The organism is Arsukibacterium ikkense, from assembly GCF_000987775.1.
GTDB classification, from domain to species: domain Bacteria; phylum Pseudomonadota; class Gammaproteobacteria; order Enterobacterales; family Alteromonadaceae; genus Alishewanella; species Alishewanella ikkense.
In genome coordinates this window covers 184,432-201,371 of record NZ_LAHO01000004.1, presented here as the reverse complement: position 1 = coordinate 201,371, position 16,940 = coordinate 184,432, and the positions used below count along the sequence as shown (strand labels likewise).

Here is a 16,940-nt window from a genome sequence, read left to right as displayed (position 1 = left end):
CGTTACCAGAATGCTGTTAATGCCGGATTTAACCGGTATTGCTGATCAGATTTAGTGCTTGCCGCTGCCTTGCTAGTCGCCTGCTGCGAGCTTACCCGGTTTTGCTGGCTGCTAAGCCAGTTTGCCACCGCATGAAAACCGGCTTGTAAATCGGCGATTAAATCTGCCGGCGCTTCTATACCTACCGACAAGCGGATTAACGTCGGGCCTATACCTGCTGTTTGCTGAGCGGACGCAGCCATCGAGGCATGGGTCATGCTGCCAGGATGGCAAATTAAGCTTTCAATACCACCTAAGGATTGCGCCAGGGTAAACAAGCGCAGGCTGGCAAAAAATACCGGCAAGGCGTCGGCCGGCGCGGCTAAATCAAAACTGCACATCGCACCAAAGCCGCTTTGCTGCGCTTTAGCTATGCTGTGGCCAGGGTGATCAGCTAAACCCGGGTAGTACAATTTACTAACCAACGGCTGCTGCTGTAAAAAGCTGACCAGCTCGCTGGTATTATGTTGCTGTAATTGCAACCGTGGCACCAGAGTCCGCAAGCCCCGTAAGGTCATATAGCTGTCAAATGCCGGCCCGGTCACCCCTAAACAATTGGCCCACCATTTTAGCTCATCACCAAGGGCCGGATCTTTGGCCACCAGCACACCGCCGATAATATCGCTGTGGCCATTAATATACTTGGTAGTAGAATGCACCACGATATCGGCGCCTAACAGCAACGGCTGTTGCAGCACCGGCGATAAAAAGGTGTTATCAACCACTACTTTGGCTGTTAAAGCCGCGGCTAACTGGCAAACGGCTTTAACATCGGTAATTTGCAGCAGTGGGTTGCTCGGCGTTTCCAGCCAGATCATGGCCGGTTTTGCTGCTGTCGTTTTTTCTGCCCAGTCGGCCTGCTGAAAATTAACAATCTGCAGTTTAAACGCCTGCTTGCGCGCCGCCAGATTGGTAAACAAGCGATAGCTGCCACCATAGCAATCATGCGGGATCACCAGCGTATCATCGGGCCCCAGTAACTGCAGGGCCAGTAAGCAAGCAGACATACCACTGCCGGTAACAATAGCCCGGGCACCTTGTTCCAACTCACACAAGGCATCAGCCAGAATGTCCCGGGTCGGATTGTTAGAGCGCGAGTAATCATACTGGCCGGGTTGCTTAAACCCAGGCAATTTGTAAGTGGTGGTCAGATATAAAGGTGGGGTAACTGCCCCAAACGCCGTATCCTGAGCAATTCCGGCCCGGGCAGTAATGGTTGCAGCAGCTGATTGAGACATAACGACACCTTTTGGATGTTTAGACGTCTAAAAGTATATCAATCAAAAAGTGGATGTCAAACCATTTAGCCGTCTATAATGATTATTTGTTGCTCACTATTGGACATGGCAGGATAAAAAGTTAGAATTTGGCAACTGCGCGAGCAAATACGAATAATCATTATAAATAACTAAGGTACCCTTTATGGCTAAATGGAATGGCGAATACATCCATCCTTACGCGGAACATGGTAAAAAGTCAGAACAAGTCAAAAAAATTACCGTGTCCATTCCGTTGAATGTTTTAAAAGTATTAACCGACGAGCGCACCCGGCGCCAGGTTAACAACCTGCGCCATGCTACTAACAGTGAATTACTGTGCGAAGCCTTTTTGCACGCCTTTACCGGCCAGCCATTGCCTGCCGATGAAGACTTACGCAAAGATAACCCGCACCAGATCCCAACTGAAGTACGGCAGATATTAACCAGTATGGGCAAGCCAATTCCGGTAATTATTGAAGCGGATACCACCGAAGAGTAACAACGGCCCGCTTTGCAAAAAAACCGCCACCAGGCGGTTTTTTTAATGTCAGATCGGTGATGCTAATCAGGCAAAATATCAGCTAATCAACCCCAGCTCCAGCGCAAGCAATACCGCGCGGGTGCGATCCCGCACCCCCAGTTTGGCCAGAATAGCCGAGCATTGGTTTTTAACTGTTCCCTCAGATTTATACAGTGCAGCGGCAATTTCCTTGTTGCTGTAGCCGGCTGCCATTAATTGCAGAATTTGCGACTCTTTCTCGCTAAGTGGCTCCAGCTGCGCTGGCATAGCAAAGTTGCTGCTGTTGCTGCGCACTGTGCTTAGCAGCCGTTCGGTAATGTTAGGCGCGAAATAGCTACCGCCCCCGGCCAGCGTGGCAATGGCCTGGACCAGTGTATCCAGCGACACATCTTTGAGTAGAAAACCCCGGGCACCCAGCTGAATACTGTGTAGTACCAGCTCGTGCTCGTCAAAGGTGGTAAGAATAAGCACCGGCGTAGTAACCCCCGCCTGCTTTAGCGAGGCCAGCGTTTGCACCCCATCCATCACCGGCATGGAAAGATCCAGCAAAATAACATCTGGTTGCAACTGTCTGCAGGCATTCACTACGCCGGAGCCATCAACACATTCGCCAATCACCTGTACCATGCCAGATAAACCCAGCAAGCTGGTAATGCCATCCCGGATCAGTTTTTGATCATCCACTAACAATACTTTATGCATCAGTGTTCGCCCGATAGGGTAGCTGAAGGGTTAATTGCATACTCTGGCCATGAGTATCGAGCGTCAGACTGCCAGCACATTCTGCTGTGCGTTCCTGCATACCGGTAATGCCATTGCCAGGTTGCCAGTTTGCGGCCAGCTTGCCGTTGTCGTTAATGATCAGCTGCAGCTGCTGCTGGTTCAACTCCGCACTGATCTTCAGCTCAGTGGCCGCTGCATGCTTTAAACTGTTGCTGATCGCTTCCTGCACTATACATAGCAAGTGTTGTGCTTGATTAAGATCGGGCAACATTATCTGCGGTGCAATGTCCAACCTCACTTTGAGTTGCTCGGGCACCAGGGCTACCAGCTGTTGCAGCGCAGCAAGCAACGATAAATCGGCATGCTGGCGGATGGTGCTCACCGCTTCTCGCACATCAGCTAACAATAACTTTGCCAGCTGATGGCATTTATCTACCTGTAACTTGGCTTCTCCTGCGCTAAGGTGGCTGGCCACCTGCAACTGAATGGTCAGCGCCGTTAAGTGATGGCCGACGACATCGTGCAGGTTACGGGCGATACGGGTTCGTTCACTCTGGCGGGAGGCCGCCTGCAGCAATTGCTGGGTGGCAAGGAGTTGCTGGTGTTTACTGGCCAGTTCTTCTTTCGCTTTTTGCTCAGCCTGAGTGGCGCTTTGCATCATTACCGCGAATAAATGAAAGCAGCCATACAACAGGGCTGTAATCCACAGCTGTCGCTGTTCCAGCTGTGCTGCCAGACTGAACCACAAGATCACCACCAGCATTGCCACCAGTACCGCGCGACGGCTGGACATGAGCGACGGTAACATCGAGACCCAGATAACAGTCAGAATGGCCAGATAATCGAAATATTTTGAACTCAATAACGGCAATAAACCAAAGGCGCAGAATAATTGCAGTAAGAGCAGCAGTTTACCGGCCGGACTTTGCAACTTAACCGGGCCGGCATCCAGTGTCAGGGTAATAAAAGCCACGCCATATACGATAAACAGCACTGATACCCACAGCCAGGGTTGTGGCGAGCTTTGCAACTGCAAAAGATACAGCGTAATGGCGAACACCAGAGCCCAGGTCATGACCCCGGCGAAGGTGGCTAACGGGTATTTTAATTTCATCCACTTATTATGCGGGGCCGGCCAATAACTGCAATAGGCCACAAGTCACAATAAAAAATCCTGACTTCTGGCACCTGCACGTTCAGGCGCCCTTCGCTAAACTCAGCGCACCAACCAAGGAGGCATTTATGCTGCTGATCCACACATCTCTGCTGTACTTTCATATTGCGCTGGGCGCCGTTGCCCTGATATTGTTCTGGCTACCGGTATTCAGCCGTAAAGGCAGCAAATTGCATGTGAATGCCGGTAGCGTCTTTTACTATCTGATGCTGGTGATAGCGGCATCAGGTATGGCGCTGTGCGTTATTGGCCTGGCCGATCCTATTGCCATCTATGCCGCTGACAAAGCACTGACGGCAGCACAGCAACAACGGCTACTGATATGGCGGATCCCCTTTTCGCAGTTCCTGCTGCTGTTAAGCCTGTTAACCTGGGTTACTGTTCGCCATGCGGTCGCGGCACTGCGAGTAAAGGAAAACCGGGCAATCTTAAAAGGTATCGCTTTTCAGGGCCCCAACCTGATGCTGATACCCGGCGGCATCTATGTCCTGTGGCAGGGTATTGGCATTGGCATGCCACTGCTGATCATCTTTGCTATCGTCAGTATTATTACCTCGCTGAGTATTTGCCTATACATCTACCAACGACAAATCAAACCGCGGCAGTGGATCATTGAACACTTCAGCGCCATGATTGGTTCAGGTATTGCCTTATACACCGCGTTTTTTGCCGCAGGAGGTCGCAGAATATTAGCGCAGTGGTTGCCGGGGGAATGGCAAATTGTCAGCTGGCTGGCCGCGCCGGTTATCGGCGTAAGCGCGATGATCCTGCTAACGGGTTACTATAAGCGCAAATATAAGGTGCAGCACCACAAAGCTTTACAACAGGCTTAAAGCTGGCTTAAGGTCCATGCAGCACTGGCAAAGGACAACAAAGAATGACTATAAAAAACCCGGCTGTTCATAATAAGGTTATCTGGATCACCGGCGCCTCAGGCGGAATTGGCGAAGCGCTGGCCCGCGAGTTAGCCGCGGCTGGTGCCAGGCTGATTTTAAGCGCCCGGCGCCAACCAGAACTGCAGCGGGTGCGTGCCAGTCTGCCGAATGCCGCCGGGCATCTGTTGTTACCGCTGGATATAACTGACCATGCCGCAATCAGTGCTGCCATCAACACTGTTACCGAGCAAATTGGTGGCCTGGACTGGTTAATCAATAATGCCGGCATTAGCCAACGTGCGTTAATCACTGACACCACTCTGGCAACCGATCGCAAACTGTTTGAGGTAGATTACTTTGCTCAGGTTAGTTTAACCCGCCAGGCGCTGCCCTTACTGCTGGCCGATGGTGGTGGTAAGGTGGTCTTTGTGTCGTCAGTCGCGGGGTTAGTAGGCACCCAGTATCGCGGTAGCTATTCTGCCGCCAAAGCGGCGCTGCATTTATGGGCCAATAGCTTGCGCGCCGAGTTATCTGAGCAGGGGCTGACTGTTGCCAGCCTGTTCCCCGGCTTTGTTAAAACCGATGTATCACTGAATGCGCTGACCGGTGATGGCAGCGCTTTGGGTGAAATGGACGACGCGCAGGCGAATGCCATGAGCGCAGAGCAATTTGCCGAGAAAGCGGTTAAAGCCTTAGTTAAAGGCAACAGCTATATTGTTATCGGCGGCTTAAAAGAACGATTGGCGGCCTGGGTATCTCGGCTATCGCCAGAATTGCTATACAAAATCGTCCGAAAAAGTAAGGTGCGATAAAAGCTAAGTAACTGAACAAAATAACATTAATACTGTGTTAATTATTAATTACAAAAAAACACAACTATAATTTGATCTGCATCAAGCTAACTGGCGCTGGCTGAACTAGGCTTATTGGCACCCCCTGCCAGCACAGTGAGCGCATTATGTCAGCCTTGTTAACCTTGTTACTGGCCGGCGGCTGTGGCAGCCGTCTGCGCCCGTTAACCTGCCATCAGGCAAAGCCTGCGGTGCCCTTTGCTGGCAAATACCGGATAATCGATTTTGTGTTAAGTAATTTACTGCACTCAGGCTTTACTGACTTAATGGTATTAACCCAGTATCAGGCAGCAGGCTTAGCACATTATTTACAGCAACGCTGGACCAGCCGCTTTGCTGGCCAGGGCTTTTTGCAATGCCAAGCGGCACCCGCTACCCTGAACGTAGGCACCGCCGGCGCTGTGGCCTTGCAATTAAGTCAAATTCGCGATCTGCGGCCACAGCATATCGCCCTGCTAAGTGCCGATCATATTTACAAAATGGATTACCGGCAAATGCTGCGTTTTCATTTACAGCAACATGCCGCTGTCACTATAGCGGCAGTGGCCATACCCGAAGCGCATGCTCACCATTTTGGTATTATTGAAACAGACGCCAGCGGCCGGATGATCGGCTTTATTGAAAAGCCGCAAAGCACTGCGCCCTGCATACCTGGCCGTCCGGGTTATGTGCTGGCCTCGATGGGAAACTATCTGTTTACTGCCGAAGCCTTATATCAGGCACTGGCGGCGTGCCAGCAAGGCCAGCATGTTGATTTCGGCCAGCACGTGCTGCCGGCCTTGTACCAACAGCAAGCAGTGTATGTGTATAATTTCGCCAATAACCTGATACCAGGTGAACAGACACTGCCCGGCTACTGGCGCGATGTCGGTACCCTCAATGCGTATTACGCCGCCCAACAAGATGTAAAGAACCATCCTGACTGGCTGCAAGGCCCGAACCAAGCCTGGCCTGTACTCAGTGGCAGCATTTCATCAAAAGCACTGCCGGTTAAACGAGCAGGCCACCAGCTAAGCACTGTGCTGCCAATGGCAGGCGGCTGTCAGCCTCGCTATATTGCCAGTAGTTATTGATCCAGTGTTCTTTGCTAACGCATTTATTGCTAAGCGTTTATTGATAATAGTTATCCGGCAGCGCAATTCTGGCGACTCCCGATGCCACTGCTGCTTCGGCCACTGCCCGTGCGACCCGCGGCAATAATCTTGGGTCCATCGGTTTGGGAATAATATAGGCTTTACCAAATTCCAGTTTATCGATTTGTGCCGCCAACAGCACTTCGGCCGGTACGGGCTCTTTGGCAATAGCACGAATAGCATTAACGGCTGCAATTTTCATTTCATCGTTAATCACACTGGCCCGCACATCCAGCGCACCGCGGAAAATAAACGGAAAACACAGTACGTTATTTACCTGATTCGGATAATCTGAGCGGCCGGTAGCCATAATAAGATCCTGGCGTGCAGCATGGGCCAGCGCTGGCTTGATTTCCGGGTCGGGGTTAGAGCAGGCAAAAATCACCGGATTAGGTGCCATTAGCGTTAGTGCCTCAGGCGGCAATACATCGGGCCCCGACACGCCAACAAATACATCAGCACCTTTAAGCGCATCTTCCAGGGTGCGTTTATCGGTGTTATTAGCAAACAGCAATTTGTACTGGTTTAAATCATCGCGCCGGGTATGAATAACCCCTTTGGTATCAAGCATGTAAATATGCTCACGTTGCGCGCCACATTTAATCAGCAGCTCCATACAGGCTATCGCCGCCGCACCAGCGCCCATACAGACAATAATGGCCTTGCTGATCTCTTTACCCTGTATTTCCAACGCATTTAGCATACCAGCAGCAGTCACAATAGCCGTGCCGTGCTGATCATCATGAAACACCGGTATTTTACAGCGCTTAATCAGCTCTTTTTCAATTTCAAAGCATTCCGGCGCTTTAATATCTTCGAGGTTAATACCGCCAAAGGTATCGGCGATATTGGCCACCGTGTTAATAAACTCTTCTGTCGTGCGATGCGTCACTTCAATATCAATGGAGTCGAGGTTAGCAAAGCGCTTAAATAGCAGGGCCTTTCCTTCCATCACAGGTTTGGAGGCCATCGGTCCTAAATTACCTAACCCCAGAATGGCTGTGCCGTTGGTAATCACCGCCACCAGATTGCCCTTAGCGGTATACTTATAAACATTATCGATGTCAGCCGCAATTTCCCGCACCGGCTCAGCAACCCCGGGGCTGTAGGCCAGGGCCAGGTCTTTAACCGTTTCAGCCGGCTTACTGATTTCAATACTAATTTTGCCCGGGGTCGGCTCCGCATGATAGCGCAGCGCCTGCTCTCTGAAATCTGACATCGTTGTGTTCCTGCTTTTAATGAGTGAGGGTAACTTCTGATTATTTTTAGTTTTGTTGTTGTACAACTGCGGTGCGACGATTTTAACAGCGCAACGCAGGCTTACTGACCATACCACTTTAGTCTTAGTGTTGGTTGTTATAGCAACTTCAGCCGTATTCGCCAAGCCCGAGCTGGCGCCATCATTACCCTAAATAGGTAAAATCGACATTAATTCATCACCATATTGCTGAAGTAACTGGTTAAGATTGCGATAATTGTGATTATCTATCAGTAAATGTTTCGATGGCTTTCTGGCCAAAACACAGCCTTTTCAGGCGTATAGCCATCTAAAAATTTTAGTCCAGGCTGCATATTCAGCTAAACAGTGGAAATTTAACTATTTTTTTTATTAATAACGACTATTTGCCTAAAAAAGCAGCAACTGAAAAAACCCGGCAGCTGACCAGGCGATGCCCATGGCAACACATTTGTTTACAGTTTGCTGTTCCTATTGTCTTGACCCTCAGCGCTGACTGTCCGATCATTGCAATATAAATTTTTTGTAACAATGTTGAGGGTTTTATGCAAGTAGCACGGATAGGCAGCGCCATAGCGCTAAGTTTAACCCTGACCATAGCCAGTGTTGGCAGTTTACCCGCTATGGCGTCAGCCGAAGCGAAGGTGTGCGAAGGCAACCAATGCGAAAACGAAATGCGCCGGCTCATTAAGCTGGCGCGCAGTGGCAGCGGAGATGCCGCCGCTTTCGTTGCTATGGCCTATGCCTCTGGCGATGGCCTGGAGCAAAACCACCAGGAAGCCGCCCGCTTTATCAAGTTAGGGGTGCGGCATCGCAATCCGATGGCCACCTATCTGATGGCTGACTGGCACCGCAATGGTTTTGTGCTGGAGCAAAATATTGAACAGGCTGATAAGTTACTGGCTCAGGCGGTGAAAAGTGAGTATCCGCCAGCAATGTATCAACAAGCATTGTTGTATTTACAAACAGACGACGAAACCAAAGTTGACGAAGCCGTGACGCTGTTAGAAAAAGCGGCAGAGACAAAGTTGATGAATGCGATGTTTATACTGGCAAGGCTAAAGCATACCGCCACAGCAACCGAGCAGGATTTAGCAGGCGCTGGCAAATTATATAAAGCCTTAACGCTGGCGCGCCACCCGGAAGCACGGGACTACCTGCAACAAGTGATAAACGAAATGGCCACTGATACACAGCAAACCGATTTAATCGCCGACTTTAAAAGTGTCGATGATATTGAAGTAATTCAGGTGCGAGGTCAAAAGCTGGAAGCCAACGTAATGCTGGATGGCCTGGTACGACGCTTAAACGCCAGCGGCAAATATGATCGCCGCTCTGTTGGCAGCCGGATCAGTGGCGTAACATGCGAAAACTCGGGCTCGGCTTGTGCTTCAATAACGCCGGGCAGCGGTGCCAGCTCAATTGGCGAAGTGCTCAGTGGCGGTAAATAACCAGCGTCGGCTGCTATTAGCGATAAAAAAAGCACCTTTCGGTGCTTTTTTTATCGCTAAGTAGCGTGGCAAATTAACGATTGCCAAGAACCGCGAAACGTTTCTTGAACCGGTCAACCCGGCCGCCAACGTCTAATACTTTCTGCTTACCGGTATAAAACGGGTGGCAGCTTGAACATACATCCAAGTGGATGTCTTTACACAGCGCAGAACGCGTTTTGAAGCTGTTACCGCAAGTACAGGTTGCAGTAATTTCTTTGTATTCTGGATGGATACCTGGTTTCATGGGTTACCTCGTTAGGCCGTATCGCTATCCGGTCATCTTGTGCCGGACACCATACGTAATTACAGTTAATTAAGGGCGCGTAGCTTAATAGATAGCCAGCAAAGTTGCAACTACCAGGCAGGCTTATTTACAACTTTTGTTTTGCTTGGCAGCAGCCTGACGGCACCTTACACTAAGGCTTGTCTAACCTGAAGGATTTTAGCTGTGCCAGTTATCCGCGTTGCCCTGCCCTTGCCGTTAAGGCAACACTTTGATTATCTGTTAAGCGCTGAGCAACAGGTGCAAATTGGCAGTCGGCTACGGGTACCTTTTGGCAAGCGGGAATTAATTGGCATTGCCTGGCAGCTCAATCCGGCTGACCATTACCCGCTGGCACAATTAAAACCGATTATCGCCATTATTGACCCGCAGCCGGTGCTGACGGAGCCATTGCGCCAGCTGCTGACCTTCGCCGCAGAATACTATCATCACCCGCTGGGTGAAGTGCTGACAGCGGCCCTGCCTGCGCTATTGCGGGAGGGGAAAAGCCTGGCCGACTACCAACAGTATGCGTGGCAGTTGACTGCTGCAGGCGCTGGCGCTACAACCGCCGACTTTAAACGCTCACCGCGTCAACTGGCGTTGTGGCAAGCACTGCAACCCGGTTCGTTAGCCGCCACTGAGCTGTTGGCTAACCATCCACGAAAGGCATTGCAACAACTGGCAGAAAAAGGCCTCATTCAGCAGCAATTGCTGCCATTAACCCCTTTTAGCCAGCGCGGCTTAAAACAGCCGGCACTGCAATTGACGGCTGATCAGGCATTGGCTGTTACCGCCATTAATCAGACCGCAAACCGTTTTCAATGCTTATTACTCGAAGGTGTGACCGGCTCTGGCAAAACGGAAGTGTATTTACAGGCCATCGCACCCTTGCTCGATACCGGTCAGCAGGTATTAGTCATAGTGCCGGAAATTGGCCTGACACCACAAACCCTGGCGCGCTTTCAAAGCCGTTTTCAGGCACCAGTGCTATGCTGGCATTCTAATCTGACCGACACCGAACGTCTGAATTGCTGGCGCCAGACCCAGGCTGGCAGCGCAGCTATTGTTATTGGCACCCGCTCGGCGTTATTTTTGCCATTCGCCAGGCTGGGTCTGATTATTATTGATGAAGAACATGACCAGTCGTTAAAACAACAAGATGGCTTTCGCTATCATGCCAGAGATCTGGCAATTAAACGGGCCGCAATAGAAAGCTGCCCTATTTTGCTGGGTTCTGCCACACCGTCACTGGAAAGCCTTTATAATTGTCAGCAACAGCGTTTTATCCCCCTTAGCCTGCATAACCGGGCCGGTGGCCAGGCCATGCCCCGCTATAAGCTGGTCGATTTAAAGCAACAGGTATTGCAGTTTGGTTTAGCCAGTCAAACCCTGCAGTCTATCCGGCAGCAACTGCAGCAAGGGTTGCAGGTCATGTTGTTTTTAAACCGGCGTGGCTTTGCCCCCGCTCTCAGTTGCCAGGAATGTGGCTGGATGACGGAGTGCCATCGCTGCAGCGCTTTTACCACCTACCACAAGCAAAGCCGGCAGTTGGTATGTCATCATTGTGGCGCAACCAAAGCAGTACCGCGCCAATGTAAACAATGTGGTAGTGCCAGGCTGGCACCGGTGGGTCAGGGTACCGAGCAACTAGAAGAAAACTTACAACAGCTGTTTCCTGAGGTCGCCATCACCCGGCTGGACCGCGATACCACCAGGCGCAAAGGTGCACTGAACAGTGCACTGCAAAGCATTAATCAAAGTGGTCCACGGCTTATTCTCGGTACCCAGATGTTAGCAAAAGGCCACCATTTTCCCTTTGTCACCCTGGTGGTTATTGTTGATGTTGATGGTGCCTTATACAGTAGTGACTTTCGGGCGCCTGAGCAGCTGGCGCAGTTACTCACCCAGGTGGCAGGCAGAGCGGGTCGTGGCAGTAGCCCCGGCACGGTATTGCTGCAAACTCATCACCCGGAACATGCGCTGCTGCAAGATATTATTCACAACGGCTATGCCTCCTTTGCCCGCAGCGCCTTGCTGGAGCGTCAGCAAACCCGGTTGCCGCCGTATCAGCATCTGGCGCTATTCCGGGCAGAAGCCGTGCAAAGTGCGCTATGTCAGCAGTGGTTAACCGAGCTGGCAGCCATAGCTAAAACGCTGCCGGGGCTCGAGCTATTAGGGCCACTGAGCTCGCCGATGGAAAAACGGGCCGGCAAGTTTCGCTGGCAGCTACATCTTTACAGTAGCCAGCGCCCGCTGCTGCATCAGGCACTCACTACCCTGCTGGCCACACTGCAAAGCTGGGCGCTCAGCCGACAGGTAAAATGGCAACTGGATGTTGATCCGGTCGATTTAAGCTAAAGCGACAAGCCGCACTTATTTCTTTTTCAGGCTAAGCAGGTAGAATAGCCAGAGAATTCTTAAGCCAGGTTGTTAAGCTGTCGATATGCCGCACAAAGATTATGTAAAAACTGCCCGCCCCAAGCCTAAAGCCAAACCCAGTGCTGCACGGCGCACTAATACCAGATCAGCCCCAAAGGCCAGGCGTCCATGGCTGCTGATGATTATTACTGCCTTGCTGCTGGCTAGTTTTGGCTGGTTTTTATGGTATTTGAAGCAACAACCTGTCAGCCCGGAAAAAACGGCGCCAGCAATAACCCGCACTAAACCCACCGTCGATGACTTGCCGGCTAAGCCTGTGGCCGAGCCTTATCAGTACATTAAAGAGCTGGAAAACCGCGAGATACAGGTGGAAGTGGATAGTACCCCACGCCAGCCACAAGGCCCGTTTCAGATGCAATGTGGCTCGTTTCGCCAGGCTGAGCAAGCCGAAGCCATGCGCGCTCAAATTGCTTTTGCCGGTTTCACTTCTACCGTGCGACGCACCGAGGGTAGCAATGGCGTCTGGTTCAGGGTGGTTTTAGGTCCTTATGACTCGCGGCGCCAGGCCACGGCTGATCGTAACCGGCTGCAACAACAGAACATCAATGGCTGTCAGATCTGGAACTGGACTTGAAAAGCGAGCAGTCCAGCCACACTTAAGCCTTAGGTTTATTCGCCATAAGGCAAAATTCATGACAACTATCGTTTCTGTTCGCCGCAATGGCCACGTTGCTATTGGCGGCGATGGTCAGGTATCACTGGGCAATACCGTAATGAAAGGTAATGCCCGTAAAGTACGCAGGCTTTACAACAACAAAGTACTGGCTGGCTTCGCTGGCGGTACTGCCGACGCCTTTACCTTATTTGAACGCTTTGAAGCCAAACTGGAACTGCATCAGGGCCATCTGATGCGTGCGGCAGTAGAGCTGGCAAAAGACTGGCGCACCGATCGGATGCTGCGTAAACTCGAAGCAATACTGGCTGTCGCTGACGCCAACTGCTCACTGATTATTACCGGCAATGGTGATGTGATTCAACCGGAGCAGGATTTAATCGCCATTGGCAGCGGCGGCCCGTTTGCCCAGGCAGCAGCCACCGCCTTACTGCAAAATACTGAACTCAGTGCCCACGACATCGTTGAAAAAAGCTTAACTATTGCTGGCGATATTTGTGTTTACACCAATCAGCAGCACACCATTGAACAACTTTAAGCAGGTTTATTATGTCTGATATGACACCCAGAGAAATTGTCCACGAGCTGGACAGGCACATCATTGGCCAGAATAAAGCGAAGCGTGCGGTGGCGATAGCCTTGCGGAATCGCTGGCGTCGGATGCAGCTGGAAGTTGGTCTGCGCGCCGAAGTGACCCCGAAAAATATCCTGATGATAGGGCCAACCGGGGTAGGTAAAACTGAAATTGCCCGCCGGCTGGCCAAACTGGCTAACGCGCCCTTTATTAAAGTTGAAGCCACTAAATTTACTGAAGTAGGCTATGTTGGCAAAGAAGTGGAAAGCATTATCCGCGATTTAACCGACAGTGCGGTAAAAATGCTGCGCGAGCAAGCCATCGCCAAAAATCGCTTCCGGGCAGAAGAAGCAGCCGAAGAACGGATTCTGGATGCGTTGCTGCCCAAAGGGCGGGATAACTGGAGCGAGGGCGATACGCCAACAACCAGCGAAAGCAACACCCGGCAGATTTTCCGCAAAAAATTGCGTGAAGGCCAGCTTGATGATAAAGAAATTGAGTTGGAGCTGGCGCAAACGCCAATCGGGGTAGAGATCATGGCGCCACCGGGCATGGAAGAAATGACCTCTCAGTTGCAAAGTATGTTCCAGAGCCTGGGCAACGAAAAAAAGAAAAAGCGTAAACTGAAAATTAAAGACGCGTTAAAGCAGCTGATTGACGAAGAGGCTGCCAGGCTGGTTAACCCGGAAGAGTTAAAAGCCGAAGCACTGGAAGCCGTTGAGCAAAACGGTATCGTGTTTCTGGACGAAATAGATAAAATTTGTAAACGCGGCGAAACCAGTGGGCCGGATGTGTCACGTGAAGGCGTGCAGCGCGATTTGCTGCCACTGATTGAAGGTTGTACCGTCAATACCAAGCACGGCATGGTTAAAACCGACCATATACTGTTTATTGCCTCAGGTGCGTTTCAAATGAGTAAACCGTCTGATTTGGTGCCTGAGCTACAAGGCCGGCTACCAATCCGGGTCGAATTAGAAGCCCTGACCGCCGCCGATTTTGAGCGGATCCTAACCGAACCCAAGGCCTCATTGACTGAGCAATCTATTGCAATGCTGGCTACCGAAGGAGTGCATATCAGCTTTAACAGCGAAGGCATTAAACGCATAGCCGCCGCGGCCTTTCGGGTTAATGAAACCACCGAAAACATCGGTGCCCGTCGCTTATACACCGTAATGGAGCGCTTACTGGAAGAAATATCCTATGATGCGGCCGACCATGCCGGTCAGCATATTGAAATTACCGCTGATTACGTTGAGCAACATTTAGGCGCACTGGTGCAGGATGAAGATTTAAGCCGCTTTATTCTATAAATGATGACCCTGCTTACCCTGCACTACCACCAGCAGCGACGGCTGCTGGACCTGAAATTCAGCGACGGCACAGTGCAAGTGTTGTCCGCTGAGTTTTTACGGGTGCATTCGCCGTCAGCGGAGGTACGCGGCCATGGTAAACCAACGCTGGTTGCCAATAAACGCCAGGTTGCTATTCAACGTATCAGCGCTGTTGGTCACTACGGTGTGAAATTAAGCTTTGACGATGGCCACGATACCGGCTTGTATCATTTTAGTTACTTATGCCAGCTGGCCGCAAACCAGCACGACTTGTGGCAGCAGTACCTGGCCCGCCTGAAAGCAGCCAATGCCAGTCGCGACAGCCTGATCAGCACCCGCATCAGGCTGTAAGCGTTACATTAACAGTTAGGCTTTAAATATTTGTCCCGGGTAGGCGCGGATAAACGCCAGCGCCTCATTTTCTGGCAACGGCTTGGCAATATAATACCCCTGCACTGCATCGCACGATAAACTGCGCAGCAGGTTAAGTTGATCGATAGTTTCCACCCCTTCGGCCAGAATGCGCTTGCCCAGCCCCTGGGCCAGCTTTATCATGGTTTTGACAATCATCATATCGGAATCATTTGAGGTCATATCCATCACAAAACTGCGATCAATTTTAATTTTCTCAATCGGCATTTTGCGTAAATACGCCAGGGACGAATAGCCGGTACCAAAATCATCAATCGACACCTTAATACCCATTTGCTGTAGCTCAAGCGCAAAGTTAGAGCCCTTTTCCATATCCTGCATTGCGGTATTTTCAGTAACCTCCAGCTCTACCATTTCCGGTGATACGCTGTACTGTTGCAGCAAATTTTTCAGCTCTTGTTTCAGCCCTTCCTGCTCAAAATGAATAGGCGACATATTAATGGCCAGCGGAATATGTACCCCTTGCTGCTGCCAGCGCTGAATACTGGCAATAGCATTGCGCAAAATCACTAAATCCAGGACCTGGCTCAGGCCTAGTTGCTCTACCATGGGTAAAAACTGGCCTGGCATCAGCAGCCCACGCTCAGGATGTTGCCAGCGCACCAGCACTTCAAAGCCTTCCAGCAAGTTGCTGCGCAAACTTAGCTGTGGTTGATAGTACAACACAAATTGATTGTCGCTGATCGCCTGCAACAACTCGCTCTCCCAGGCAAGCAAGCGGGCCGTTTCTTCTTCCATACCCGCCTGGTAACTCAGCCAACTGGCCTGCAGGCGCTTCGCCTGATGAAACGCGATATTCGCCTGCTGCAGTAACTGCTCGGCACTGCTGGCATTCGCCGGGTAGTGCGACAACCCCATACTTGTCGTCAGCTTGACCGGGCCACTTTCCAGTAAAAACGGCTTTTCAATCAGCTGCTGCACATGCTGCAAGGTATATTGCAGCTGTTTGTCACTGACTACATCGGCCAGCACCAGCGCAAAAATATCGCCTCCGGTACGGGCAATCAGCACCGGCTTAACAATACTTTGCTCAAAGCGGCGGATCACTTCGCGCAAAATGCGATCACCTTGTTTTAAGCCAACCGACTCGTTAACGTTTTTAAATTTATCCAGGCCCAGCATCACCAGTTGCAATTGTGTACCTTGTTCAGTATTAATCTGCTGCTGCAGCTTGCTTAGCAACGCATCACGATTTAGTGCGCCGGTCAGCTGGTCATGCTGATCCAGATAACGGGTTTTTTCTGTCAGTTTAAGGTTGGTACTGCGCTCATTTTCCTGCAGCCAAATGACCAGTGAAAAGCCCAGGGTTACCAATAGCCCGAGCTCAACACTTTTATACACGAAGGTACCATGAATCGATAAGAAGAGATTAACTTGCAGCATTACCGTCACGGCGTGAAGCAGGTAGAGCGCGCCCCATAGCATCAGTATTAATGTGGCAAGTCGCGGCCCCAGGCCATGGGGGCTGCTCTGCCACAACCAGAGCCCGGCCATAAACAATAGCAGGCCACAGACAATAAAACGTAACTCAACCTGTAAAAAGTTATGCCAGCTTTGCAACCCGGGCAACCATTCCGGTAAAGCAACGCCGGCTGCTGCCAGCACAAAAAAGATGACTAAATATCGGCTAACCGGCCAGCCAAGCCAGCGGCTATTCTGCACAGAGCCCTGTTGCAGATTACCCAGTAACATCAGTACAGCAAAGCTGTAGCAGGCAAAATGTGCAGTGAATGCTAACAAGAATTTTAGCCCGCTCTGACCCAGCGGGGTGGCATAGTGCAACAATAGTGCGATGGGATAGCAGGCAAAGGATATAAAGGCCAGCAACCAGAATTTTAAATATTTCTGCTGATATACCCGCAGGTAATACCAAAAAAGTAGTGCGATAAGTATCGCCAACCCGGCTTGGGTTAAATACAGGGCAATTCTGGCGAAGAGTTCTGCTGGCACTTGGCGCTCTCTGTTAGCTGGTCAAATACACC

The 16,940-nt window shown here is 50.9% G+C and carries 16 protein-coding genes; 10 read left to right on the top strand and 6 right to left on the bottom strand.

Annotated elements, in window-relative coordinates; translation table 11 throughout:
• Positions 1-2 precede the first annotated feature (2 nt).
• On the bottom strand, positions 3-1,277 hold the full coding sequence (gene metB, locus WG68_RS06360; protein ID WP_046556824.1) for a cystathionine gamma-synthase: 1,275 nt from the start codon (positions 1,275-1,277) through the stop codon (positions 3-5).
• Between the two features lie 184 nt (positions 1,278-1,461).
• On the opposite strand from metB, the gene metJ reads away from it, so the two are divergent.
• A complete protein-coding gene (metJ, locus tag WG68_RS06355) occupies positions 1,462-1,797 on the top strand; it encodes a met regulon transcriptional regulator MetJ (RefSeq protein ID WP_046556823.1) in 336 nt (111 codons plus the stop codon).
• 78 nt (positions 1,798-1,875) lie between these two features.
• Here the strand turns inward: metJ and WG68_RS06350 are convergent, their stop codons facing one another.
• Together WG68_RS06350 and WG68_RS06345 are read right to left on the bottom strand one after the other, a co-directional pair.
• Entirely contained in the window at positions 1,876-2,520 is a 645-nt protein-coding gene (locus WG68_RS06350) for a response regulator (RefSeq protein WP_046556822.1), read from the bottom strand.
• Complete coding sequence (locus WG68_RS06345; RefSeq protein ID WP_046556880.1) at positions 2,513-3,655, bottom strand: sensor histidine kinase; 1,143 nt, start codon at positions 3,653-3,655, stop codon at positions 2,513-2,515. The genes WG68_RS06350 and WG68_RS06345 overlap by 8 nt, the downstream gene beginning before the upstream one ends.
• A 128-nt stretch (positions 3,656-3,783) precedes the next feature.
• Between WG68_RS06345 and WG68_RS06340 the strand changes: the two genes are divergently transcribed.
• The 3 genes from WG68_RS06340 to WG68_RS06330 all read left to right on the top strand — a co-directional run bounded on the left by WG68_RS06340 (position 3,784) and on the right by WG68_RS06330 (position 6,514).
• Positions 3,784-4,548, top strand: a complete 765-nt coding sequence (locus WG68_RS06340; protein ID WP_046556821.1) for a hypothetical protein — start codon at positions 3,784-3,786, stop codon at positions 4,546-4,548.
• Positions 4,549-4,592: 44 nt separating this feature from the next.
• The gene (locus WG68_RS06335; RefSeq protein WP_046556820.1) at positions 4,593-5,402 is read left to right on the top strand and encodes an SDR family oxidoreductase; all 810 of its coding nucleotides are present in this window, start codon (positions 4,593-4,595) and stop codon (positions 5,400-5,402) included.
• A gap of 146 nt (positions 5,403-5,548) precedes the next feature.
• The gene (locus tag WG68_RS06330) at positions 5,549-6,514 is read left to right on the top strand and encodes a sugar phosphate nucleotidyltransferase (protein WP_052748987.1); all 966 of its coding nucleotides are present in this window, start codon (positions 5,549-5,551) and stop codon (positions 6,512-6,514) included.
• 37 nt (positions 6,515-6,551) lie between these two features.
• Here the strand turns inward: WG68_RS06330 and WG68_RS06325 are convergent, their stop codons facing one another.
• Positions 6,552-7,793, bottom strand: a complete 1,242-nt coding sequence (locus WG68_RS06325) for a malic enzyme-like NAD(P)-binding protein (RefSeq protein ID WP_046556819.1) — start codon at positions 7,791-7,793, stop codon at positions 6,552-6,554.
• 563 nt (positions 7,794-8,356) lie between these two features.
• On the opposite strand from WG68_RS06325, the gene WG68_RS06320 reads away from it, so the two are divergent.
• Positions 8,357-9,262, top strand: coding sequence for a tetratricopeptide repeat protein (locus WG68_RS06320; RefSeq protein ID WP_046556818.1), 906 nt, complete (start codon positions 8,357-8,359; stop codon positions 9,260-9,262).
• A 73-nt stretch (positions 9,263-9,335) separates the two neighbouring features.
• Here the strand turns inward: WG68_RS06320 and rpmE are convergent, their stop codons facing one another.
• Positions 9,336-9,548, bottom strand: a complete 213-nt coding sequence (rpmE, locus tag WG68_RS19340) for a 50S ribosomal protein L31 (RefSeq protein WP_083981810.1) — start codon at positions 9,546-9,548, stop codon at positions 9,336-9,338.
• A gap of 204 nt (positions 9,549-9,752) precedes the next feature.
• Between rpmE and priA the strand changes: the two genes are divergently transcribed.
• The 5 genes from priA to WG68_RS06295 all read left to right on the top strand — a co-directional run bounded on the left by priA (position 9,753) and on the right by WG68_RS06295 (position 14,877).
• Entirely contained in the window at positions 9,753-11,927 is a 2,175-nt protein-coding gene (gene priA / locus WG68_RS06315) for a primosomal protein N' (protein ID WP_046556817.1), read from the top strand.
• Between the two features lie 199 nt (positions 11,928-12,126).
• On the top strand, positions 12,127-12,582 hold the full coding sequence (locus WG68_RS06310; protein ID WP_235357686.1) for an SPOR domain-containing protein: 456 nt from the start codon (positions 12,127-12,129) through the stop codon (positions 12,580-12,582).
• Positions 12,583-12,640: 58 nt separating this feature from the next.
• On the top strand, positions 12,641-13,159 hold the full coding sequence (hslV, locus tag WG68_RS06305) for an ATP-dependent protease subunit HslV (RefSeq protein ID WP_046556815.1): 519 nt from the start codon (positions 12,641-12,643) through the stop codon (positions 13,157-13,159).
• An 11-nt stretch (positions 13,160-13,170) separates the two neighbouring features.
• A complete protein-coding gene (gene hslU, locus WG68_RS06300; RefSeq protein WP_046556814.1) occupies positions 13,171-14,505 on the top strand; it encodes an HslU--HslV peptidase ATPase subunit in 1,335 nt (444 codons plus the stop codon).
• Between the two features lie 3 nt (positions 14,506-14,508).
• The gene (locus WG68_RS06295; RefSeq protein WP_200897551.1) at positions 14,509-14,877 is read left to right on the top strand and encodes a gamma-butyrobetaine hydroxylase-like domain-containing protein; all 369 of its coding nucleotides are present in this window, start codon (positions 14,509-14,511) and stop codon (positions 14,875-14,877) included.
• 15 nt (positions 14,878-14,892) lie between these two features.
• Here WG68_RS06295 and WG68_RS06290 read toward each other — a convergent pair whose 3' ends face one another.
• A complete protein-coding gene (locus WG68_RS06290; RefSeq protein WP_046556812.1) occupies positions 14,893-16,908 on the bottom strand; it encodes a putative bifunctional diguanylate cyclase/phosphodiesterase in 2,016 nt (671 codons plus the stop codon).
• Positions 16,909-16,940: the final 32 nt, after the last annotated feature.

What these genes read in the sequence shown, in the direction of transcription:
- WG68_RS06320 (WP_046556818.1), top strand. Translation starts at nt 8,357, where the DNA reads ATGCAAGTAGCACGGATAGGCAGCGCCATAGCGCTAAGTTTAACCCTG.
- rpmE (WP_083981810.1), bottom strand. Translation starts at nt 9,548, where the DNA reads ATGAAACCAGGTATCCATCCAGAATACAAAGAAATTACTGCAACCTGT.
- WG68_RS06295 (WP_200897551.1), top strand. Translation starts at nt 14,509, where the DNA reads ATGACCCTGCTTACCCTGCACTACCACCAGCAGCGACGGCTGCTGGAC.
- metB (WP_046556824.1), bottom strand. Translation starts at nt 1,277, where the DNA reads ATGTCTCAATCAGCTGCTGCAACCATTACTGCCCGGGCCGGAATTGCT.
- WG68_RS06345 (WP_046556880.1), bottom strand. Translation starts at nt 3,655, where the DNA reads ATGAAATTAAAATACCCGTTAGCCACCTTCGCCGGGGTCATGACCTGG.
- WG68_RS06340 (WP_046556821.1), top strand. Translation starts at nt 3,784, where the DNA reads ATGCTGCTGATCCACACATCTCTGCTGTACTTTCATATTGCGCTGGGC.
- WG68_RS06310 (WP_235357686.1), top strand. Translation starts at nt 12,127, where the DNA reads ATGATTATTACTGCCTTGCTGCTGGCTAGTTTTGGCTGGTTTTTATGG.
- hslV (WP_046556815.1), top strand. Translation starts at nt 12,641, where the DNA reads ATGACAACTATCGTTTCTGTTCGCCGCAATGGCCACGTTGCTATTGGC.
- WG68_RS06325 (WP_046556819.1), bottom strand. Translation starts at nt 7,793, where the DNA reads ATGTCAGATTTCAGAGAGCAGGCGCTGCGCTATCATGCGGAGCCGACC.
- WG68_RS06335 (WP_046556820.1), top strand. Translation starts at nt 4,593, where the DNA reads ATGACTATAAAAAACCCGGCTGTTCATAATAAGGTTATCTGGATCACC.
- WG68_RS06330 (WP_052748987.1), top strand. Translation starts at nt 5,549, where the DNA reads ATGTCAGCCTTGTTAACCTTGTTACTGGCCGGCGGCTGTGGCAGCCGT.
- hslU (WP_046556814.1), top strand. Translation starts at nt 13,171, where the DNA reads ATGTCTGATATGACACCCAGAGAAATTGTCCACGAGCTGGACAGGCAC.
- WG68_RS06350 (WP_046556822.1), bottom strand. Translation starts at nt 2,520, where the DNA reads ATGCATAAAGTATTGTTAGTGGATGATCAAAAACTGATCCGGGATGGC.
- metJ (WP_046556823.1), top strand. Translation starts at nt 1,462, where the DNA reads ATGGCTAAATGGAATGGCGAATACATCCATCCTTACGCGGAACATGGT.